The following is a 23208-nucleotide window of genomic DNA, read 5'->3' as shown; positions in this document are numbered from 1 at the left end:
AAGACTAAAGGAGTTATTTCAAGATGGAATTTAATGAATATCAAAAATTAGCCAATCGTACTTTATATGGAAATGAACAAGTCTTAACCAATTGCGCTTTAGGTGTAGCCAGTGAAGCTGGTGAGTTGGTCGATTTAGTTAAAAAGTATACCTTTCATGGTCATGATTTAGATAAGAAAGAGCTAACCAAAGAACTGGGTGACGTTTTATGGTACTTATCTCAAATTGCGGAGTGGGCTGATATTCCTTTTGAAGAAGCAGCAGTACAAAACATCGAAAAATTGAAACGTCGCTATCCAGATGGATTTTCTACAGAGCGAAGTCGCAATCGTATTGAATAAAAAAATAGAAATGCTGAAAGCACATGTGCTATTCAGCATTTCTATTTTTTTTATCGAATAAACTTTTTTTTCTTTTCATCATCTATCAATTGTTCTTTTTCAGGTGCTGGAAAAACAAGTTCGTCTTCAGGATCAACCGCAAATTTACTGAATAAATCATCTAAACTTGTTTCATTTTTATGAATTTGTCCCATAATAAACCTCCTTTTTCTGTAATCTCATAGTAGACCCAAACTGCAAATAAAACAACTCTTTCTTAGAAAAAATCATTTTAACCTTAATATATACATTTAAAAATGTATATATTAAGGTTAAAAGACTAAAAAAGTAAATATTCGTAAAAAATATTGTATAAATATTCCTAATCTGTTATGATGTTTTATAAGTCAAAAAGAAGAGATCATCAGGAAAGAGGAAGAGATATGAAAAAGAACTCATTTTATTTAATTGTACTTAGTTTATTAACTGTATTTGGTCTATTTGCACCAGTTGAAACAGTATCAGCCGCAGATACCGGCTTAGAAGATGTTCAAGAAAAAGGAACCTTAGTCATCGGAACCAGTGCTGATTTTCCACCTTACGAATTTCATAGTACGGTCGATGGAAAAGACACGATTGTAGGGATGGATATTTCCATTGCTCAAAAAATTGCAGAGGATCTTGGTGTAGAGCTAAAGATTGAAGATATCGGTTTCGATAGCCTATTACCAGCATTAGAATCAGAAAAAGTCGATATGGTCATTTCAGGTATGAGTCCTACCGATGAACGTAAAAAAAGCGTTGAATTCTCCGATGTTTACTATACAGGAGGACAAAATATTGTTGTAAGAGATGCGGATAAAGAAATTTATACAAACGTTGACGATTTAACAGGAATGAAAGTTGGTGTCCAAACAGGCTCTCTACAAGAAACACTTGCTAAGGAACAAATGCCTGATTCAGAATTGTTGAGTTTATCAAAAATCACCGATCTAATTCTGGCTTTAAAAACAAATAAAATTGAAGCTATTTTAATGGAAAAACCTAGTGCAGAAGCTTATATAGGAAATGATGATCAATTAGTAACCTTTGATGGAGGTTTCCTTTTAGAAGATGGTGAGCAGGGATCAGCAATTGCCTTTAAAAAAGACACACAGTCGTTAGTAGATGCTGTAAATGCTTCACTAGCAGAAATTAATGAACAAGACTTAATTACTGACTATTTAGAAGAAGCTGGAACTCATCTTCAAGCTGCTCAACAAGAAACGAGTGGTGAAGGTAGTAATAGTATTTTTAATTATTGGCAGTACTTTTTAAGAGGTACAGGATATACGATTCTTATTTCAGTAGTGAGTGTATTTTTTGGTTCAATATTAGGAATTGGTTTATCCTTTATGAGAATGAGTAAGAATAAAATCATGCATTTTGTAGCAACAGCCTATGTTGAATTTGTTCGTGGAACACCTATGATGATTCAAGTAATGTTTATCTATTTTGCTGTAGGTTACCTTATTAATATTCCAGCACTAGCTTCTGGGATTATAGCCGTTTCCTTAAACAGTGCAGCCTATATTTGTGAAATTATCCGTTCTGGTTTAAACTCTGTACCTAAAGGACAAGCTGAAGCAGCAAGAAGCTTAGGAATGAGTAAAAAGATTTCTATGCGTCAAATTATTTTCCCACAAGCACTTAAGAATATTTGGCCAGCATTAGGTAATGAGTTTATAACTGTTATTAAAGAAAGTTCGATCGTATCTATTATCGGTGTAAGTGATTTGATCTTCCAAACAAAAGTTGTGACATCTGTTTCATACAGAGGGATCGCACCATTAGTGGTTACCATGATTATCTACTTTATCTTAACATTTAGTTTAACTAAGTTATTAAATCACTATGAAGGGAAGATGAATCATGATTAAGATAGATCATTTGAAAAAAGTCTTTGGTGACAATGAAGTTTTGACAGATATCAACCAGGAAGTAAAAAAAGGGGAAGTAGTGGTTATTATAGGTCCTTCTGGATCAGGTAAGAGCACTTTGCTTCGTTGCTTAAATTTATTAGAAAAGCCAACTAGTGGAGAAATCGTTTTTGAAGGAACTGCTTTAACAGGTCTAAAGGAAACAAAATTAAATCAACTACGTGAAAAAATGGGAATGGTTTTTCAAAGTTTTAATCTTTTCCCTCATATGACCGTCTTAGAAAACCTAAAAGTAGCACCGGTAAAAGTTAAAGGTGTCCCTGATAAAGAAGCTCAAGAACAAGCCATTCGACTATTACAACAAGTCGGACTATCCGATAAAGCTGATGCTTATCCATCAAGTCTATCAGGTGGACAACAGCAAAGGGTAGCTATTGCTCGTGCTTTAGCGATGGATCCAGACGTTATGCTTTTTGATGAGCCAACTTCAGCATTAGATCCTGAAATGGTTGGTGAAGTGCTTAAAGTGATGCAAGACTTAGTTGAAAGTGGTATGACGATGGTCGTTGTAACACATGAAATGGGCTTTGCTAAAGAAATGGCAGACCGTGTAATCTTTATGGATGGCGGTTATATCGTTGAAGAAGGCAAACCTGATGAGCTGTTCAATAAGCCACAGCATCAAAGAACACAAGACTTTTTAGCTAAAATATTATAACCAATAAGAGACTGTGTTTATCAGTTAAAGCCATACAAAAAGGAACCTGCGATAATTCTATCGTAAGTTCCTTTTTGAGTTGTCTATTGTCTTATTCACTTGGTTCAACATGAACTTTTGTATCGAAGACGCCAAAATCATCTGCTAATAATTGTTCGACCTGTTCCGTTAATTCATGGCTTCTTTTAACAGTCATCTCTGGGTTTGTTTTTATAATAACATCTACATGAATAATGGTCCCATAAGTTCTGCCTTTAATGGATTCAACTTTCAAAACTTCAGGCAAAGTGAGTATCGTTTGCTTGAATTCTTTTAAATCATTTTCATTAAAACCATCAGATAACTCGAAAGCACTTTCTCTGAAAATTTCAAATGCTGTCTTCAAGATGATAAGAGAGACGATAATAGCCATTACACTATCTAACCAAGGCATATTAAAATTAGAAGCAAAAATAGCTATAGCAGTTGATAAACTGATTAGACTATCATTGAAAGTATCTTTAGATGCAGCTTGTAATGATTTACTTTTTTGTTTTTTTGCGAGCTTATTATTGTATATATAAATAGCCATCAAGATAATGCTGGAGAATAATCCTACATAACCTGCAATTAAGTCTGGTGAATTTCTTTCGGGTGCAAAAAGATGCTTTACAGCAGAAATAAGAACTTCTAGTCCAACAGCTAGCATGATGAATGAAGTAACCATGCTTGCAACAGTTTCAGCTTTCCAATGTCCATAAGGATGATTGTCGTCTGGCGGTCGTCTAGCTAGCCTTAAACCAATCAGAACAGCAATCGAGGCAATTGTGTCCGTCGTATTGTTTAAACCATCCGCTCTCAAAGCGCTTGAGCCAGAATAGTTGGCAATAATTAATTTTAGTGTAGCAATAAAAAGATAGGTCACAATGCTAAGCACCGCTCCACGTTCAGCAAGTTTTAATTCCTCATAACGATCTTTTATCATCGTCAAACTGTTCGACGTCCTTTCAAAATGAAATTAAGTAATAGCATTTAGTTTACCTAAAGTTAAGATGAATAGCAATTAGTTTTTATTTGGACAAAAAAACTGAGATTAGGGCATAACGCCTTAACCTCAGTTCAAAATGTAACTACTTTTTCAAAACTATGCTTCTAAAAGTATGCTTATTTAAGCAATCCTTCAGTTGTAACAGGCTTTCTCCAAAGACCAAGGATAACAGCTGAAATGATTGTTCCAATAGCTAAGGCTACTAAAAATAAGAACCAGTGATTTGAAAGTGCTACAACGAATATCCCACCATGTGGTGCTGGGATAGTAATCCCCCATAATTGAGTTAGTCCACCAGCAATTGCTGCTCCCACAACAGATGATCCGATTGTACGAAGTGGATCAGCAGCTGCAAAAGGAATAGCTCCTTCAGTAATAAATGACAGTCCCATTACGTAATTTGTAAGAGCAGATTTCTTTTCATTGTCGTTAAATTTATTTTTAAAGAAAGTACTTGCTAAAGCGATTGCTAAAGGTGGAACCATACCACCGGCCATAACTGCAGCCATCAAGCTTCCGTCTCCAGTATCAGTAAAAATTCCAATTGAAAAAGCATAAGCTGCTTTATTGAATGGGCCACCCATATCGATTGCCATCATTCCTCCTAATAACGCACCTAAAATAACTGCGTTAGCCGTACCTAAGTTTTCTAAGAAAGTAATCATTGCAAGATTAATTGTTGCGAAGATAGGTCCAACAATAAAGAACATAAGAGCACCAGTAATCAACAACCCAAGAATAGGGTAGAAGAGAATTGCTTTTAAACCGTTAAGTGATTTTGGTAATCCATTTAACGCTTTTTTCAAAGCTAAAATCGTATAACCAGCTAAGAAACCTGCAGCAAGACCGCCTAGGAAACCAGCATTACTATTGACAGCAAGTAATCCACCAACCATACCAGGCATTAAACCAGGTCGATCTGCAATGCTTAACGCAATGTAACCAGCTAAAATAGGAATTAAGAAATTAAAGGCATTAGACCCAACAGTATTTAAGAATAAGAAGAGAGCATTTGTATCACCTAAAAAGCTTTCTACTAGGAAAGAGATGGCCATCAATATTCCGCCACCGATAACAAATGGCAACATAGTAGATATCCCATTCATTAAATCTTTATAGACGCGATTGACCCAGGTTCCTGTTTCTTCTTCAGTCGATTCATCTTTTTCTCCATTTGAAGAAAAGATTGGTGCTTGTTTGTTCATTGCTTTTGTAATTAATTCTTCAGTTTTACGAATACCGTCACTGACTGGACGTTGTAAGACAGGTTTTCCATTAAAACGAGCTAATTCAACTTTTTTATCAGCAGCAATAATTACACCATCAGCTCTTTTAATATCTTCAGCTGTTAATTTGTTCTTGATTCCGTCAGAACCGTTTGTTTCAACTTTAATTTCCACGCCCATTTCAGCGGCTTTCTTCTTTAATGCATCCTCAGCCATGTATGTGTGTGCAATTCCAGTCGGACAAGCCGTTACAGCTATAACAAAAGGTTTTTTACCCTCCTGATCTAGAGATGGAGAAGTCGTTTCTTTGATTTCAGCTGCAGCTTCTTTTTCTTGTACTTCTTGAGCAGCTGCAAAAAGAGAACGAACTTCTTCAGCAGTTTTTGCTTCTTTTAAAGATAGAACGAAGTCTGGGTGGATCAATAAACGAGAAAGGTTAGCTAACGCTTGTAAATGAGTATCGTTTGCGCCTTCAGGAGCTGCGATCATAAAGAACAAATGAGCAGGTTGGCCATCTAATGAATCGTAGTCAACACCATTTGTACTTTTAGCGAATAAAACAGTTGCTTCATTTACAGCAGTTGTTTTAGCATGTGGCATAGCAATTCCGTCTCCTAAACCTGTAGAGGTTAGAGATTCACGGTGCATGATTCCTTTCTTAAATAGGTCAGCATCATTAATACGATCGTTTGCTTTTAAGCTCGCAATCATTTCATCTATAACACCTTCTTTAGTTGTTGATTGTAAATCCATTATCATGACATCTTTAATCAATAAATCGTTGATATCCATAGTTGTTTTCCTCCTAAATTAATTTTATAAAGTTAATTCTGTAATTGTAACGTTGGTTAATAAAGCTTCTATTTCCATTTTAGTTGCTAGGTCATCTGAAAATGCTGTAGCACTTCCAGTGGCCACACTTTTTTGAAAAGCTTTTAACGGATCTTTCGTATCAACTAATGCTCCAACAAAACCGGCAATCATAGAATCTCCAGCTCCTACAGAATTTTTTACGATTCCTTTAGGGACAGTCGCTTGATAAACTCGTTCGTTTGTAAAGAATAAAGCTCCATCGCCAGCCATTGAAACTAAGGCATATTGAGCACCTAAATCAATTAGTTTTTTGCCATGCACGATAATATCTTCCAATGAATGGAATGTAGTATTAAACAACTCGGCTAACTCATGATGGTTTGGTTTAACTAATAACGGTTTATGCACTAAGGCATTTAATAATTCAGAACCGGTTGTATCAATTACGAAATCTGCTTGTTTTAAAACAACTTTTGCAATTAGTTTTTGATAAAAATCTTCAGGTAGAGAAGGGGGCTTGTTTCCTGAAAGAATGATGATGTCGTCAGCTGTTATTAGATCGACTTGACTGATTAATTGATCTGCTTCGGCTTGTGTAATAACCGGACCTTGAGCATTTAACTCTGTCTCAGTATCTGACTTTAATTTAACGTTGATACGTGTATCGCCTTCAATAGAAATAAACTGCGTGTGAACGCCTTCTTTTTCTAACCAATTAGCAATAAAACCACCTGTGAAACCGCCTAAAAAACCTAAAGCCGTTGAGGGTTGATTAATGTGATTTAACACACGAGAAACATTGATTCCTTTTCCACCAGGAAGTTTTATATCTTTATCCATACGATTCAATTCACCTAATTGTACGGACGGGACATGTACAATATAGTCGATTGATGGATTTAGTGTTACTGTATAAATCATGATTTTGCCTCCAATATTGTTGTTGTATTAAAATAACTTTCATAATTATTTGTAGATAGACCATCTGTGATAATCAATGCGTCATCAATATTACAAACCTTTACAAAAGTAACTTTATTAAATTTTGTTTCATCAGCGAGAATATACGTCTTCGAACTGTTCATAAATGCTTGTTGTTTAACGTTAGCTTCTTCCGGATCAGGAGTAGTAAATCCATAATCTTTATCGATACCATTCATTCCCAAAAAAGACTTATTAAAACGATAACGAGATAATTGTTCAACACTGGTAGTTCCAACAATCGCTTGTGTAGTGTTTTTTAGCTTTCCTCCAATGAGCAAAACATCATTATTTTGATTGGCAAGTAAAAGAGCATGTTGAACAGCATTGGTTACAATACGAATATTTTTTTCTTTTAAAAAAGGGACCATAAAAAAAGTAGTTGATCCTGCATCTAAGAAAATAGTGTCTCCATCTTCAACAAAAGAAGCGGCTAATTTTGCAATTTTTTCTTTGTTGTGAATGTTTTTGACTGATTTCTCAGTAAGAGATTGCTCTTGTTCAATCGTGTAAACTCTTTTTGCGCCACCGTGCACACGTACAAGTTTGCCTTGTTCTTCAAGTGAAGCGAGATCACGTCGTATAGTGGATTCTGAACAATCCATTTCTAACATAAGTTCTTGGGACTTAATAACTCCATATTGGTTTAATTTTTCTAATATGAAGTTGTAACGTTCTTCAGTAAGCATTATATCCCTCCAATAGCGCTACTTTACCACCAAAAACAGTCAAAAGCAATCAAAAGTAAACCGATTTCATCATTTTTTAATTGCTTTGCAAGTAGGATAATATTAAAGAGAAATATAATCAACATATACCAGATAGAGCAATAAAAATAAAACGCTAGTGTTTTCAGAATGCAGTCTAGTATACCAGTTCAGCGTTACCAAAAGTAGATAGGGAAAAACCAACACAAAAAAAGAAAGAAATCATTTAGATTCCTTTCTTAACTTAATGACTGTTTAATTGTGTCAACTATCATTGCTATAGTTTTTAGTCTATTACTTCAATAGATTCAATTTTAACCTCTTGCAAAGGTTTATCAAGTGAATCAGTTTCAATTTCACTTATGGCATCAATTACATCCATACCTTCAATTACTTGACCAAAAACGGTGTAATGCTGATCAAGGGAAGGATAGCCTCCTGAAGTATAGGCCTCTAATATATCATCAGGAGTAGTAGAAGGGTCAGCCGACGCGCTCACATCTACTGGATTTTGAACAATGTAAAATTGACTGCCTATTGAAACGGGAGCATTTGTTTTAGCCATTGCTAAAGCACCACGGATATGGAATAACTGAGGTGAGATTTCTGTTTCAAACGGTTCGCCCCAGATACTCTCCCCACCAGTACCGTCTCCTTTAGGATCACCGCCTTGAATCATAAAGTTTGCTAAGACCCGATGGAAGGTTGTCTCATCATAGTAACCATCTTTACTATGCGTAATAAAATTTTCTACTGCTTTTGGTGCCAAATCCGGAAAGACTTTAACTTTGATCAGACCAAGAGTGGTGGTGATATGAACTTCAATCTCATTTTTACTTACTTCATTAGTCAGTTGTGGCAAATTTACCGGATGTTCATTAGTAGAAGAAGTATGATTAAGAGAACTTTCAGGATTAAACATAGTCGTGAAACTTGCTCCAGTACTCTTTGATAAAGTATGGATTCCGAAAATCACTAAACTTATTGCAATTATAAATAATGTAGATCCGACAATGTAACTTTTCTTTCTTTTCATGGTGCACGCCCTTTTAGTCTTTAAGCTGTTTCGCTTAATATTAAAAATTCATCTTTCTATCTAAATGAGTATCCAAATAGAAAATGTCTTAGTAAATCATACTACAAATGAGAGAATAATTAAATAGTTAAAATGAAATGATGGTATAATGAGTAAATTGGAACCGAAAAGATGTAGTTTGAGTTATACAGAAGCAAATCTGACTGTATCCTCATTTAAAAATAGACAAATGCATCAATTAGACGTACAATAGATAATGGACTAAAATTGGGTACACTGAACGTATTTCATTTTTAGAGGATATGTGATAATTGGCTTTCTTGTTTACATCTTGGAACAAATGTAATATTAAGATTCAGCGCCAGATCCATTGTGTAACCTAGAAAATAACTAAATCTCATACACTTAAAAATGAGGAGGAAAATAAAAATGTCAATGTTTTTAGATCAAGTAACAATTAACGTAAAAGCCGGAGATGGCGGTAATGGAATGGTAGCTTTCCGCCGCGAAAAATTTGTGCCCGATGGAGGCCCAGCTGGTGGAGATGGTGGTAAAGGTGGGGATGTCGTTTTTATCGTAGACGAAGGTTTACGTACATTAATGGATTTCCGATTTAACCGTCACTTTAAAGCAGAAGATGGCGAAAATGGCATGAGTAAAAACATGCATGGCCGTGGAGCAGGAGACAATGTCATTAAAGTACCACCTGGTACAACGGTTATAGAAGCAGAGACGGGCAAAGTTTTAGGCGATTTAGTTCATCATGGACACAAAATTGTTGTAGCTAAAGGTGGACGTGGCGGACGTGGAAACAGCCGTTTTGCTACACCTAGAAATCCAGCTCCTGAAATTGCTGAAAACGGTGAACCAGGAGAAGATTATAAAATTGAAATGGAATTAAAGGTTTTAGCTGATGTAGGATTAGTTGGTTTCCCTTCTGTTGGAAAATCTACACTGTTGTCAGTTGTTTCAGCTGCTCGTCCTAAGATTGGAGCTTATCATTTCACAACTTTAGTGCCAAATTTAGGAATGGTTCAAACGCCAGACGGACGTAGCTTTGTTATGGCAGATTTACCAGGATTAATTGAAGGAGCTTCTCAAGGAATTGGCTTAGGAACACAATTCTTACGTCACATAGAGCGTACTCGTGTTATTTTACATGTTATCGATATGAGTGGAAGCGAAGGCCGTGATCCATATGACGATTACGTTGCCATCAACAAAGAATTAGAAACGCATAATCTACGTTTAATGGAGCGTCCACAAATTATTGTTGCTAATAAAATGGATATGCCAGGAGCAGAAGAACATTTAGTTGAATTTAAAGAAAAAATAAAAGCTCTTAAAAAAGATGAGTATGATGAGTATGAAGAAGACCTTCAAATATTTGCTATTTCAGCTATTACACATAAAGGAACACAAAACTTATTAAACGCAACAGCTGATGTATTAGATGTAACACCAGAATTTCCTTTATATGAGTTGGATCAAGAAGAAGATACCGTTATGTATAAACATACTGCTGAAGAAAAAGGATATGCTATTACAAGAGATCCCGACGCTACATGGGTATTGAGCGGTGATAAACTTGAAAAGCTATTCAAGATGACCAATTTTGATCACGATGCTTCTGTTTTAAGATTTGCTCGTCAGTTAAGAACGATGGGAATTGATGAAGAGATGCGTGAACGTGGCGCGAAAGATGGAGACTTAGTACGTATCTTGAAATACGAATTTGAGTTTGTTGAATAAAAATCAAACTAAAACGACCAAGCAATCAAAAAGTTGATTGCTTGGTCGTTTCTTTTTCACCTCATTATCGCTTATTTGAGAAAAGTTTGGTAAAATATATCGAACGGTCAAGTACAATTTTGGAGTTAAATGAACGATACTTTAATGGTTAGGACAGGATGAAATGGAATTATTATTTTTAGGTACAGGTGCAGGAGTACCGGCAAAGCAACGAAATGTAACTAGTATTGCACTAAAATTATTAGAAGAACGGAATACAATTTGGCTTTTTGATTGTGGAGAAGCAACTCAGCAACAAATTTTACACACCACTTTAAAGCCACGTAAAGTCGATAAGATCTTTATTACACATTTACACGGAGATCATATTTTTGGATTGCCTGGTTTCTTAAGCAGTCGTTCTTTTCAAGGAGGAGACGGTCCATTAACCATTTATGGTCCTGTAGGAATTAAGAATTATGTCCAAGTGTGCTTAAAAACTTCAGGAACTGTTTTGAAGTATCCGCTGCATTTTCATGAAATTATCGAAGAAGGTGTGATTTTTGAAGATCGGTATTTTAAAGTCATTTGCCGTAAATTAAAGCATGGGATTCAGTCTTTTGGCTATCGTATTGAAGAAGCAGATCACCAAGGAATGTTACAAGCAGATAAGGTAAAAGAAGCCGGTATTCCTTTTGGTCCGTTGTACGGAAAATTAAAACAAGGTGAAACGATTACCTTAAAAGATGGTCGAACATTTAATGGAAAAGATTTCATCGGAGAAACTCAAAAAGGTCGTATTGTGACCATTTTAGGTGACACTAAGAAAACAAAAAATAATGTATTGCTTGCTGAAAATGCCTCTATTTTGGTTCATGAAAGTACATTTGACGGAGCGAATCGTAAAATGGCAAGAGATTATAACCATTCTACAAATTTAGACGCTGCAGAAGTTGCTAAAGAAGCAAATGTTGCTAAATTAGTGTTGACTCATATCAGCGCTCGCTATTTAGGTAGAGATGTTTATTTATTAGAAAAGGAAGCACGAAAAGTATTTCCTAATACTCAAATTGCGAACGATTTTGATGAAATTGATATCCCGCTTATTAGAACGGATAAATAAATAAAAAAGGAGCTTATGATGAAAAAAATATGGATACACTTAAAGATAAAGTTGTTTTTATTACTGGTGCTTCAACTGGATTAGGTGAAAAAATCGCTTATGAAGCTGCAAAAAAAGGGGCTATTGTGGTCGTTACCGCAAGGAGAAAAGATTTACTTTTACAAGTTAAAGCAAATTGCGAGCAACTATCAAATAAATCAGCTTTTGCTTTTGAGTTAGATGTTTCAGATCCTGAGCAAGTAAAAAAAGTGATCAACGAAATTTATCAGACTGTCGGAACAGTAGATGTTCTTGTCAACAATGCAGGATTTGGACATTTTGAAAATGCATTAACTTTTGATATGGATGTAGCAGAAAGAATGTTTCGTGTAAATGTTCTAGGTCTAATGTATGTGACTCAATTAGTTGCAATTGAAATGGCTGAAAGGCAACAAGGTCACATTATTAATATTGCTTCTCAAGCTGGAAAAATGGCTACACCTAAATCAACTATTTATTCTGCAAGTAAATTTGCAGTTATTGGTTATTCAAATGCATTGCGTTTAGAATTAAAACCGTTAAATATTTTTGTAACAACAGTCAACCCAGGTCCTATTGAAACAAACTTTTTTGATATCGCAGATGAAAGTGGAGACTACTTAGAAAAAGTGGGAAATATGGTATTAAATGCTGAAGTTGTTGCAGGTCGTATTGTTTCTTTAATGGGGACACCTAGGAGAGAATTAAACATGCCTGCACTATTAGAAATTGCAGGGAGATTTTATAACCTCTTCCCTCGTATTGGAGATTACTTAGCTGGAGATTTGTTTAACAATAAATAAAGCGCACAAGCATTTTCATAGTGTTCTTACGGACTATTGTGTTAAAATAACACCATACAATAGAATGAATGAGTCTATTTGAAAGGGGATATACGCTTTATGAAAAAACAATGGGGAACAATTGTAGCACTTATACTTATTGTGATCGTAGCATTTTTTGCTGTTTTAAATGTTGAGTCCGTTCCAGTTAGTTTTGGTTTTACAGAAGTAACTTGGCCTTTAATTATGATTATTTTAGGATCGTTATTTATTGGAGCTTTAACGACTGTTCTAATTTCTACTAGTACGACTTATAGAAACAAAAAAGAGTTAAAGAATGGTAAAAAAGAATTAGAAAATGCAGAAAACAGAAAAGAAGAAGCTATTGCTCAAATCAAAGCAGAATATGAGGATAAATTAACTCAAAAAGATTTTATCATTAGTGAAAAAACAGATAAAATAAGCAGTCTAGAAAGAGAATTGGTCAATCGAATGACACAAACAACGGTCACCTCTTCAAACGTACCGACTGATTCAGTACCAAAACAATAAAAGATAGTATGTTGATGAAAAAAGAATAAACTTTGGGGTTTATTCTTTTTTTATTTGTACTGAATTCATTTTTAATTCCGTCATCTAGTATGTAAAACTAGTTTGTCTAGTGAATGTAATTGTGTTAAACTATTACTAACAGAAATGAGATAAAAAGGTGATTATATGCATAAAATTGAGGAAGATCTATTAGAGTGGTCAAATGAAATAAGCCAATATACTTTTCCAAGATGGGAAGAATTACCTGATTTTGATCTTTATATGGACCAAGTGTTAAATCTAATTGAACGCTATTTAGCTATTTTTAAAGTAAATGATGAAAAACAAATTGTTACTTCGTCGATGATTAATAACTATGTCAAGTTAGGGTTAATTCCTCCTCCAGTGAAGAAACGATACACAAAAAAACATTTAGCCTATTTAATTGCTATTTCAATTTTAAAACAAGTTGTCACGATACCTGAAGTAAAAGAAGGTATCCTCTATCAAGCATCCATAAGTGGGATTAGAGAGGCATATGATTTATTTTGTACCGAGCAAGAGTATGCATTAAGAGCTGTTGCTTCTCATATAAAACAAGTTGATAAGAAGCCATTATTGCCCGATAGTACAGACAATACAACTCTGATCGTTCGAACAGCCACAATAGCTGTCGCTACAAAAATTGTTACTGAAAAAGTTCTCTATTTTGCTCATATACAGCAAGAAGAGAGTGAAAAGAAAAAAAATAAAACAAAAAAGGTGGAGGAGTAAGTTATGAACAAACAAAAAATAGGGTTCTTAGTTGATTCAGGTTCGGATGTTCCTATAGAGATTATTAATAAAGCTGATATGAAAGTCATTCCTTTAAAAATCATCTATAAGGATAAAGAATACACCGATAAAGTAGATATTCATGCGCAAGATGTATACGATCGTTTAGAACAAGAGATACCAAAAACTTCTTTACCAAGTGGTGAAGTAATTAGTCAGATGTTACAAGAGTTCAAAAACGAAGGCTATGAAAAGGTTATTGCTGTTACCATTTCAAGCGGACTAAGCGGCACAAACAATATGGTTCGTTTAATGGCTGAAAATGTTGAAGAACTAGACGTTTTTACTTTAGATACCAAGAACATTGGTATCGGCAGTGGTTTTTTAGCTATTCAGGCTGCAGAATACGTTGGAAAAGAGTTGGAATGGGAAGTTATTAAAGAAAAATTAAAGCAAGATGTAAAAAAATCTAAAATATTTTTCCATGTACCCACTCTAGAATACTTGCAAAAAGGCGGACGAATCGGATTAGTATCTTCTATCTTAGGAAATGTTTTAAATTTAAAACCAGTTATTTCTTGTAATGATAATGGGATCTATCATACAGTTGCAAAAGTGCGTGGAAATAAAAAGAGTATTCAACGAGCTATTGACTTAGCAACAGAATTTGCAGGAGATGCCAAAAGATACCATTTAGCCATTGCTTATGGTGGTAAGACAGCGGAAGTTCAAGTTGACGATATTCGACTAGAACTTAAAAAGAAATTACCAAACTTTGTTACAATATTTGAAGATCAAGTCAGTCCAGCTTTAGGAGTGCATACTGGTCCTGGATTAATTGGGATTGGTGTTCATATTATTGAAGGTTAATACTGGGTTAAATCAGTCAATTAAAAGATCGGGACAACTTGTCCGATCTTTTTTGCTGTTCAATTGATGACCAATTGGATAACTGAGTTAAGCTGAGGTTGTTCAATAACAATTTTGTTCTGTTTTAAAAGGAAGAAATACTATATCTATACCTATAATTTTTGATATAATGGTGCAGTTAGGAGTGAGGTACTTTGTTGAAATCACGTACAAAATGGAAATTAAAAGAACAAAACAGTAACATTGATGTAGCAACTGATCTAAGTAAAGCATTAAGCTTGTCTCCCTTGTTTATTGAATTGTGTTTACAAAGAGGCCTAGATTCTAAAGAAAAAATAGAACGATTCATTAAGCCTGATGAATCATGGATCTATGACCCTTATTTGATATATGGCATGGAAAGTGCGGTTTCTCGGATCACAGATGCCGTTGAACAAGGAGAGCAGATAACAATTTATGGCGACTATGATGCAGGTGCGATACGTTCACAAGTGAAAAGTTTGTGCACATGTCTTTAGTTTACTAAGACATGGAGAACTGATCAAATGAGAGTTGGAATGAGAGAGTAACGACTTGAAACGACTCCCCTAATCCTCCGATATGCTTTTGGATAGGTAAAAATCCAACAAAGTATAAAGCTCGGTGAAGTCAGCTGAAAAAAGCCGTAAGTAAGGCAAGTTTCTTACACGAAAAAAGTCCAGAGGTGGATTGTGCTTTTGATAGGCTGGGGGTCTTATAAATTATCTATGGTTAGAATGTTTCTCAAAAGGAAACTGACGAATTTTCGAATGTACGAGTCGATACGTAGGCGCTGTAGAAATGCAGCGCTAAGATTGCGCCTTAAGCCAATCTTATTGCATGTGGTAGAGTAAAAATCTGACGTTATGAAATACCATATTATCTTAAAGGGATAATCAAGTGCAACGGCCCATAGAAGAAACCTAAGGGTATATAGAACAAGATAATTTGATTGGAACGTATGAAGCTTAGGATGTGGATGCTTTTACCAGCAAACGAAACAGTTTAGACGAAAATCTCGTAAGAGTACAATAAGCTAATTTACCTAAGTGAAAGTAGAGCCATAGTACCAGTGAAGCTATGATAATAAATAGTGGAGGGAGGGGCTCAAATCGATTTAGGGTGTCTTTATAAACTAGAGTAGCAGCAACAATTAGATAACTTCATTTCAGTTAAAAGAAATTTTTTCTAGTGATAAATTTGTAGCATTTATACCTTTTATCTAATGTGCGATAGCAACTTTAAGTTCAGACAGTCTAGAACGATGGAACGCCGTGTGAGGTGAAAGTCTCACGCACGGTGTGGAGTGGGGGAAAACCTGGAGATCAGTTCAAAAGGTTACCTATCACTATATGGTGTCACAAGTACAGCTGTGTTAAAAGAAACAATTGAAATGATTGGTGGAGAAGTCAACTACTACATTCCAAATCGTTTCACAGATGGATACGGACCTAATGTAGCAGCCTTTGAACGCTTAATTGAACAAGGTACACAATTGATTGTCACTTGTGACAATGGTGTTGCTGGACATGATGCGATCGAACGGGCGAAAGCATTAGGAATAGATGTCATTGTAACGGATCACCATGAATTGCCAAGTACTTTGCCCGCGGCTTATGCTGTCATTCACCCTAGACACCCGAAAGGTTCTTACCCCTTTGGAGAACTATCTGGAGTGGGCGTTGCTTTCAAATTAGCAACGGCATTATTAGGAGAAATACCGGTAGAATTATTGGATTTAGTTGCGTTAGGAACGATAGCCGACCTAGTCTCGTTAACGGATGAGAATCGTGCTTTAGTGATGCAAGGATTGGTTGTTTTACAAAATACCCAACGCATCGGCTTATCCGCTTTATTTAAATTAGCAAAAATAAAGCGTGAAGAAATTGATGAAGAAACAGTTGGATTTATTATAGGACCTCGCTTGAATGCCGTTGGAAGATTAGGGGATGCTTCTCCAGCTGTAGAGTTGCTGACAACATTTGACGATGATGTAGCAGCCTCATTAGCTCAATTGGTCCAAGAAAAAAATATCGAACGTCAAGCATATGTTTCTACTATAACGAATGAAGCATTTGATATGATTGAAAAAAGTGATGTAGATTCAGATGTCTATGTTTTAGCAAAAGAAGATTGGCATGAAGGCGTCTTAGGTATTGTAGCTAGTAAAATTGTAGGCAAAACTGGAAAACCTGCTCTAGTCATGAACATTGATCCAGCTAAAGGTTTGGCTAAAGGTTCTGGTAGGAGTATACCAGCATTCCATCTGTATAATGCGTTGGATAATGTCCGAGAATTTACGACTACGTTTGGTGGACATCATATGGCCGCTGGTTTAACCGTTCCTTTAGAAAATATTGACCGCATTCAAAGTGAACTCAATCAATATGCTATTGAAAATGGAGCTTCACAAGAATTGGGTGAAGAAACACAAATAGACGGCCAGTTGAGCATCAAAGAAGCAACTGTAGAAGTAGTGGAAGAACTGAACCGTTTAGCTCCATTTGGTACGGATAATCTTAAACCAACCTTTCTTTTTAAAAATGTTGAGTCTCAAGATGTTCGCCGAATTGGTGGAGATCAAGCTCACTTAAAAATGAAACTTGCGGAAGATAACGCTTTTCTAGACGTGATTGGTTTTCAATTTGGCCCTGTTGCGGAGGAAATAGGACTACATTCAGCTATTTCTGTAGTAGGAAAATTAGCTATCAACGAATGGAATGGTTCGCGTAAAACACAAATAATGTTAGAAGATTTAGCCATTGAAGGTGTACAAGTCTTTGATTCTAGAAGTACTCATATACCATCATCATTATGGAAAATTGAAGAAGCAGACTTTGTCTTTTTTGATCAACTTAATGTTGAAAAATACGCTCATCTTTTATCAGAGAAGAGTTATAGTCACGCATTAACGACTCCTGAATCCTTTTCACAATTTGAAATGAGAACGACTCAATTGATTTTTGTCGACTGTCCTTCTGATATTGATTCGATCAAAGAACTTTTAGCTCAGTCTAGTCCTGAAAAAATTATTGCTTGTTTTTATAGCCGAGAAGAATTGTATTTAAATGGAATGCCAAATCGTAGTCAATTTGGACAAGTTTTTAAGTACACGGCAACACATGTCGATATTGATGTTCGTAATAAACTGAATTTATTAGCTTCTCATTTAAAAATAAAAGAAAATAATTTAATTTTTATTATTTCAGTGTTTTTAGAGATTGGATTTGTTACAATAACAGATGGTGTTATGAATGTCGTTACAGACGTTCAGAAAAAAGAATTAGAGCAAGCAGCAGCTTATCAAAAACGACTAAAACAAATTCAATCTGAAAACTTTTTTGTTTACAGTCATTTTTCTGAGTTGGAGAATTGGATGAAACAACAAATAAAAGCAACACCTTAAAATTGAATGGAGGAAAAGTTTCAATGGATTTAAAAAAATATATTGCAGATGTCCCTGATTTTCCTGAAAAAGGCATTATTTTTCGTGACATTTCTCCTTTAATGGCGGATGGAGAGGCATACCGTTTTGCCACGAACGAAATTGTGAAATATGCTAAAGACAAAGGCGTTGAAATGATCGTTGGCCCTGAAGCGCGCGGCTTTATTGTTGGCTGCCCGGTAGCTTATGAAATGGGAATCGGCTTCGCTCCTGCACGTAAAAAAGGGAAGTTGCCTCGTGAAACAATTGAAGTTACGTATGGTTTAGAATACGGAAAAGATACCTTGCAGATCCATCAAGATGCCATCAAACCTGGTCAAAAAGTTCTTGTTTGTGATGATTTATTAGCAACGGGTGGAACGATTGCTGCAACAATCGAGTTGATTGAAAAACTTGGTGGAATAGTTGTTGGAACTGCTTTTCTAGTTGAATTAAAAGACTTAAATGGTCGTGACAAAATTAAAGGATACGATATTTTAGCTTTAATGGAGTATTAATACCATTTAGCAAAAAAGGAGAGTGGTACAAAAAGCGTTTAGGCCCGAATAATTGGAACGAATACGCGCAGTATGGTCATTGACCATCGAGCATTATTCGTGAAATGGACGTCGGGTCTGCTTTTTGGAGCACGTTTTAGAATAGATATTCGTATATAGAGAAGAGGCTGGGATTTTTGTTCCAGCCTTTTTTTTGCGTTATTTTTTTGTAAAAAATGACATCCTTCTTTAATTGCGGAAATTATCTATAGAATATGAACATTTCGCAATAGAAAAGGAGAGTGTGACATGCAAACAACAAGTCTAAATCAGATGCTATTTCATTTAACTTTATGTAAAGGAATTGGTGCAACGAGCCGCATTCGTATGCTCTCAGCCTTAATAGATAACCCTTATTTAACCGCTTATGAACTAGCTAGTTGTGCCCAACTAAATTCAACAAAGACAAGATTATTTATAGATAGTTTTGCTGCTGTTGATTTAGAGAAAAACTTGGACGAGTACGATAATAAGCAAATCAAATGGATTTCTATTTTGGATAAAACGTATCCTGAATACTTAAAGAACATCTATAATCCACCGGCATTGTTATTCTATCAAGGAGATCTTTCGTTGCTCAATCAGCAATTACTTGGCATCGTTGGATCTCGCTTGACTAGTTCGTATGGCGAAAAAGCATTAACACTTTTATTGCCTGAATTGATTAGTCATGAGATTACAACGGTAAGTGGGTTAGCTAAAGGAATTGATAAAGCAGTTCACCAGAAAACCATTGAACTAGGCGGACGGACGATTGGCATCATAGGGACGGGGTTAGATCACTACTACCCTTTTGAAAATGAATCGCTGCAAAGAGAAATCGCTAAGAATCATTTACTAATCTCTGAGTACCCATTAGGAACTAAGCCATTGAAACACCATTTTCCGATGCGCAACCGAATTATTGCGGGCCTTTCATTAGGCACATTGGTCATTGAAGCTAAGTATCGCAGTGGCAGTTTGATCACAGCTAATTTAGCCCTGCAAGAGGGCCGTGAAGTTTTTGCTGTGCCTGGAAACATCACAAATCCTTATTCAGAAGGTACCAATGATCTAATCCTACATGGTGCAAAATGCGTCTTAACGCCACAGCATATCTTAGAAGAACTAAATAGATAAAAAAGTAAAAGCGCGCTTCAAAGAAACAGCTCAACTGTTTTTTTGAAGTTTTTTTTAGTGCCAAGAATAAAAGTGTGAAATGGTAAAAAAGGAAAGGTTTTCAATGGGAGAAAACTGTTTTTTTCTTCTATTATATGCCATCTATTTTCACAAATATAAATAAGGATGGTTGACAAAGTGCCTAAAGATAGCATAAGATGATTAACGATTTCAATTATAGATTAGAGAACGACTGAATTAGTAAAAAATTACGCTCATTTGAGAGGAGCATTTCATTGGCATATAAATACCTGGTGATTGTAGAATCACCTGCTAAAGCAAAAACAATTGAAAAATATTTAGGTCGAAATTATAAAGTTGTAGCTAGCCTAGGACATATTCGTGATCTTCCTAAAAGTCGTATGGCAGTGGATGTTGAAAATAATTACCAACCTGAGTACATTTCTATACGAGGAAAAGGTCCGTTAATCAAGGAATTAAAAAAATACGCAAAAAAAGCTGAAAAAGTTTTTCTCGCAGCTGACCCGGATAGAGAAGGGGAAGCAATTGCATGGCATCTAAGCTTTTTATTAGGACTTGATGTAGAAGACAAAAATCGTGTGGTTTTTAATGAAATTACAAAGGACGCTGTAAAAAATGCCTTCAAAGAACCACGTTCCATTAATATGGACTTGGTAAATTCACAACAAGCTCGAAGAATATTAGATAGACTTGTTGGATATACCATCAGTCCAATTTTGTGGAAAAAGTTAAAAAAGGTTTAAGTGCAGGGAGAGTACAATCTGTAGCGTTAAAGCTGATTTGTGAACGAGAAGATGAAATCAATCGATTTGAACCGGAAGAGTATTGGTCAATCGGTGCTAATTTCAAAAAAGATAAGAAAAAATTCAAAGCTAATTTTTATGGTTTAAAAGGAAAAAAACAAGCCTTGAGCAATGCTGAAGATGTCCAAAAAATTATTAAAGAATTGGATGGCGATCAGTTCGAAGTCATGTCAGTTACGAAAAAGGAACGGTTAAGAAATCCGGCGCTTCCGTTTAAGACAAGTAGTTTGCAACAAGAAGCCGCAAGAAAATTAAATTTTAGAACACGTAAAACAATGATGGTTGCTCAACAACTTTATGAAGGAATTTCGTTAGGCCGTGGTGGGGCTGTCGGTTTGATTACGTATATGCGTACCGATTCCACCAGAATCGCTCTTTCGGCTAAAAATGAAGCCGCGGAATACATTATCAAAGAATTTGGACCAGAATACGCAGCATCTAAACCTCGAATTGGAAAAAAAGCTGAAGGCGACCAAGATGCTCATGAAGGTATTCGTCCTTCCAGCGTGTTACGGACACCAAAAGAAGTTGAAAAGTATCTGACAAAAGACCAGTATAAATTGTATAATCTGATTTGGTCACGATTGGTAGCCAGTCAAATGACACCTGCTGTATTTGATACCATGAAGGTCGATATTGCTCAAAAAGATGTTTACTTTAGAGCGAATGGGTCTAAAGTGAAATTTCCTGGTTATCAAAAAGTCTATATTGAAGGCAATGATGAAGGTAAAGAAGAAAAAGATAACTTGCTACCAGAGATGGAAAAAGGCGATAAAGTTAAGTCGATCGATATCGAGCCAAAACAACATTTCACTCAACCACCTGCTCGCTTCTCTGAATCGACATTGATTCGTGTGCTGGAAGATAACGGTGTAGGTCGTCCTTCTACGTATGCTCCAACATTGGAAACCATTCAACGTAGGTATTATGTTAAACTCCAAAACAAACGTTTTGAAGTAACCGAACTGGGGGGGATTGTGAATGGGCTTATTAATGAGTTCTTCCCTCAGATCGTGGATGTTCACTTTACTGCAGATATGGAAAAAAATCTGGATGAAGTCGAAGAAGGCAATAAAGAATGGGAAAAAGTTATTGATCAATTCTATCAACCATTTGCTGTGGAAGTCGAAAAAGCAGAAGAGAATATGGAAAAAGTTCAGATCAAAGATGAGCCAGCCGGATTTGACTGTGAGCTTTGCGGACATCCAATGGTGATTAAGTTGGGTCGTTATGGAAAATTTTATGCATGCAGTAATTTTCCGGATTGCCGTAACACTAAACCCATTGTGAAAGAAATAGGTGTAGCTTGTCCAGTATGTGGTGAAGGGCATGTAATTGAACGGAAATCAAAGAAAAATCGTATTTTTTATGGCTGTGACCGTTACCCAACATGCGAATTTGTATCATGGGATAAACCAGTTGGACGCAGCTGTCCGAAATGCGAACATTATTTAGTAGAGAAAAAAGCAAAAGGCAGCAAGCAAGTCATCTGCAGCAATTGTGATTATAAAGAAGAAGTCCAAAAATAAAATAGCTAAATAAAATAAATACTAGTTAAGTTTGAGTAGAAATGGCTCTCACTTAACTAGTATTTTTGCATCTAAGTCAAGAGTCCTTCATAAATTCATCCATATTTAATAACGATTGTTTAAAAATAGCTGAATTGTTTTAAAATTCAATTAATTTAAATCTTAATCGATTGTAATCTAAATATTTGTATGATAAAGTAGCTTTGTTGTAGGAGTGGAGGGATTATTCTTGATAGATCAAACGATTAAAGAGACATTCTTACAGTATTTGATTATTGAAAGACACTATTCTGAGCTGACTAAAAAAGCGTATCAAGAAGATATCACTCATTTTGAATTATTTTTAAATCAAACAGGGGATACGGATTTTAATAGCGTGACTCTTCAGGATGTACGTATCTATTTAGGTGAATTAAATGAACAAGGGTTAAGTCGAAACAGTATTTCAAGAAAGATTTCGAGCTTACGCGCATTTTTATCAATTCTTATTAAAAAATCAGCTAGTTAAAGACAATCCGTTTTCTTATGTCCATCTCAAAAAGAAAACGCTTCGTTTGCCTAAGTTTTTTTATGAAAAAGAAATGGATGCTTTATTTGAAGCAGTAAAAGGAGATGGCCCGCTAGATTTTCGTAATGAAGCCATCCTCGAAGTGCTGTATGGTACTGGTATACGAGTGAGCGAATGTAGTGGCATTAAGTTAAAAGACATTGATTTTGAATTAAGTGTCTTATTGATCCGTGGTAAGGGGAATAAAGAGCGTTATGTTCCATTTGGCCATTATGCGGCTGTTGCTATTCGCGATTATATGGAAAAGAGCCGTACTCCTTTAATGACAAAACACAAACGGATTCATGATTTTTTATTTGTTAATCATCATGGTGACCCAATAACGGCTACTGGTATCGAATATGTCCTAAACCAAGTAATTAAAAGAAGCAGCTTAACTTCTGATATCCATCCGCATATGTTGCGTCATTCCTTTGCGACCCATTTATTGAATAATGGAGCTGATATGCGGACTGTTCAAGAACTATTGGGCCATGCGAGTTTATCTTCAACTCAGATTTATGCTCATGTGACTAAGGATCTTTTACAAAAAAATTATCGCCAATTTCATCCAAGAGCCTAAGGTTTGGATAATTGACTGGAGGAAAAAAACA

At 35.5% G+C, this 23208-nt stretch carries 19 protein-coding genes and 2 pseudogenes; 15 read left to right on the top strand and 6 right to left on the bottom strand.

From position 1 onward, the window contains the following. Positions 1 to 23: 23 nt before the first annotated feature. Positions 24 to 341, top strand: a complete 318-nt coding sequence (locus CAR_RS06365) for a nucleoside triphosphate pyrophosphohydrolase family protein (RefSeq protein WP_013710907.1) — start codon at positions 24 to 26, stop codon at positions 339 to 341. A 50-nt stretch (positions 342 to 391) separates the two neighbouring features. Here the strand turns inward: CAR_RS06365 and CAR_RS13225 are convergent, their stop codons facing one another. Next, positions 392 to 535, bottom strand: a complete 144-nt coding sequence (locus tag CAR_RS13225; protein WP_013710906.1) for an SPJ_0845 family protein — start codon at positions 533 to 535, stop codon at positions 392 to 394. 228 nt (positions 536 to 763) lie between these two features. Between CAR_RS13225 and CAR_RS06360 the strand changes: the two genes are divergently transcribed. Beyond that, positions 764 to 2239, top strand: a complete 1476-nt coding sequence (locus CAR_RS06360; RefSeq protein ID WP_041556342.1) for an ABC transporter substrate-binding protein/permease — start codon at positions 764 to 766, stop codon at positions 2237 to 2239. Beyond that, on the top strand, positions 2232 to 2957 hold the full coding sequence (locus CAR_RS06355) for an amino acid ABC transporter ATP-binding protein (protein ID WP_013710904.1): 726 nt from the start codon (positions 2232 to 2234) through the stop codon (positions 2955 to 2957). Before CAR_RS06360 ends, CAR_RS06355 begins: the two co-directional genes overlap by 8 nt. A gap of 91 nt (positions 2958 to 3048) precedes the next feature. Here CAR_RS06355 and CAR_RS06350 read toward each other — a convergent pair whose 3' ends face one another. From CAR_RS06350 to CAR_RS06330, 5 genes are all read right to left on the bottom strand, one after another. After that, complete coding sequence (locus tag CAR_RS06350; protein WP_013710903.1) at positions 3049 to 3921, bottom strand: cation diffusion facilitator family transporter; 873 nt, start codon at positions 3919 to 3921, stop codon at positions 3049 to 3051. Positions 3922 to 4100: 179 nt separating this feature from the next. Next, complete coding sequence (locus CAR_RS06345) at positions 4101 to 6002, bottom strand: PTS fructose transporter subunit IIABC (protein ID WP_013710902.1); 1902 nt, start codon at positions 6000 to 6002, stop codon at positions 4101 to 4103. A 24-nt stretch (positions 6003 to 6026) separates the two neighbouring features. Beyond that, positions 6027 to 6944: a 1-phosphofructokinase gene (gene pfkB / locus CAR_RS06340; protein ID WP_013710901.1), complete on the bottom strand. Its 918-nt coding sequence runs from the start codon at positions 6942 to 6944 to the stop codon at positions 6027 to 6029. After that, the gene (locus tag CAR_RS06335) at positions 6941 to 7693 is read right to left on the bottom strand and encodes a DeoR/GlpR family DNA-binding transcription regulator (RefSeq protein WP_013710900.1); all 753 of its coding nucleotides are present in this window, start codon (positions 7691 to 7693) and stop codon (positions 6941 to 6943) included. The genes pfkB and CAR_RS06335 overlap by 4 nt, the downstream gene beginning before the upstream one ends. A 304-nt stretch (positions 7694 to 7997) precedes the next feature. After that, on the bottom strand, positions 7998 to 8747 hold the full coding sequence (locus CAR_RS06330; RefSeq protein ID WP_013710899.1) for a peptidylprolyl isomerase: 750 nt from the start codon (positions 8745 to 8747) through the stop codon (positions 7998 to 8000). Between the two features lie 429 nt (positions 8748 to 9176). Here CAR_RS06330 and obgE point away from each other — a divergent pair, with 429 nt between their 5' ends. The 12 genes and pseudogenes from obgE to xerC all read left to right on the top strand — a co-directional run bounded on the left by obgE (position 9177) and on the right by xerC (position 23177). Further along, positions 9177 to 10499 carry a GTPase ObgE gene (gene obgE / locus CAR_RS06325; protein ID WP_337999048.1) on the top strand — a complete coding sequence of 441 codons (1323 nt, stop codon included), beginning with the start codon at positions 9177 to 9179 and terminating at the stop codon, positions 10497 to 10499. Positions 10500 to 10662: 163 nt separating this feature from the next. Further along, entirely contained in the window at positions 10663 to 11601 is a 939-nt protein-coding gene (rnz, locus tag CAR_RS06320; RefSeq protein WP_013710897.1) for a ribonuclease Z, read from the top strand. A 29-nt stretch (positions 11602 to 11630) separates the two neighbouring features. Continuing rightward, positions 11631 to 12422, top strand: a complete 792-nt coding sequence (locus CAR_RS06315; protein ID WP_013710896.1) for an SDR family NAD(P)-dependent oxidoreductase — start codon at positions 11631 to 11633, stop codon at positions 12420 to 12422. Positions 12423 to 12521: 99 nt separating this feature from the next. Next, positions 12522 to 12953 (top strand): lipopolysaccharide assembly protein LapA domain-containing protein, encoded by a 432-nt coding sequence (locus CAR_RS06310; RefSeq protein WP_013710895.1) that lies wholly within the window; start codon positions 12522 to 12524, stop codon positions 12951 to 12953. A gap of 165 nt (positions 12954 to 13118) precedes the next feature. Continuing rightward, positions 13119 to 13706: a DUF1836 domain-containing protein gene (locus CAR_RS06305; RefSeq protein ID WP_013710894.1), complete on the top strand. Its 588-nt coding sequence runs from the start codon at positions 13119 to 13121 to the stop codon at positions 13704 to 13706. Positions 13707 to 13709: 3 nt separating this feature from the next. Next, on the top strand, positions 13710 to 14576 hold the full coding sequence (locus CAR_RS06300; RefSeq protein WP_013710893.1) for a DegV family protein: 867 nt from the start codon (positions 13710 to 13712) through the stop codon (positions 14574 to 14576). A gap of 194 nt (positions 14577 to 14770) precedes the next feature. Then, on the top strand, positions 14771 to 15094 hold the full coding sequence (locus CAR_RS06295; protein WP_013710892.1) for a hypothetical protein: 324 nt from the start codon (positions 14771 to 14773) through the stop codon (positions 15092 to 15094). An 806-nt stretch (positions 15095 to 15900) separates the two neighbouring features. Beyond that, complete coding sequence (recJ, locus tag CAR_RS06290; protein ID WP_013710891.1) at positions 15901 to 18000, top strand: single-stranded-DNA-specific exonuclease RecJ; 2100 nt, start codon at positions 15901 to 15903, stop codon at positions 17998 to 18000. A gap of 23 nt (positions 18001 to 18023) precedes the next feature. Continuing rightward, entirely contained in the window at positions 18024 to 18536 is a 513-nt protein-coding gene (locus CAR_RS06285) for an adenine phosphoribosyltransferase (protein ID WP_041556872.1), read from the top strand. 288 nt (positions 18537 to 18824) lie between these two features. Next, positions 18825 to 19694: a DNA-processing protein DprA gene (dprA, locus tag CAR_RS06280; protein WP_013710889.1), complete on the top strand. Its 870-nt coding sequence runs from the start codon at positions 18825 to 18827 to the stop codon at positions 19692 to 19694. A gap of 275 nt (positions 19695 to 19969) precedes the next feature. Beyond that, a pseudogene (gene topA / locus CAR_RS06275) lies at positions 19970 to 22047 on the top strand (type I DNA topoisomerase). Between the two features lie 229 nt (positions 22048 to 22276). Next, positions 22277 to 23177: pseudogene (gene xerC, locus CAR_RS06270) on the top strand (tyrosine recombinase XerC). Positions 23178 to 23208 lie beyond the last annotated feature (31 nt).

It is taken from the genome of Carnobacterium sp. 17-4, from assembly GCF_000195575.1.
Taxonomy (GTDB): Bacteria; Bacillota; Bacilli; order Lactobacillales; family Carnobacteriaceae; genus Carnobacterium_B.
The sequence above is the reverse complement of the archived record's forward strand: the minus strand, read 5'-3'. Positions and strand labels throughout refer to the sequence as shown.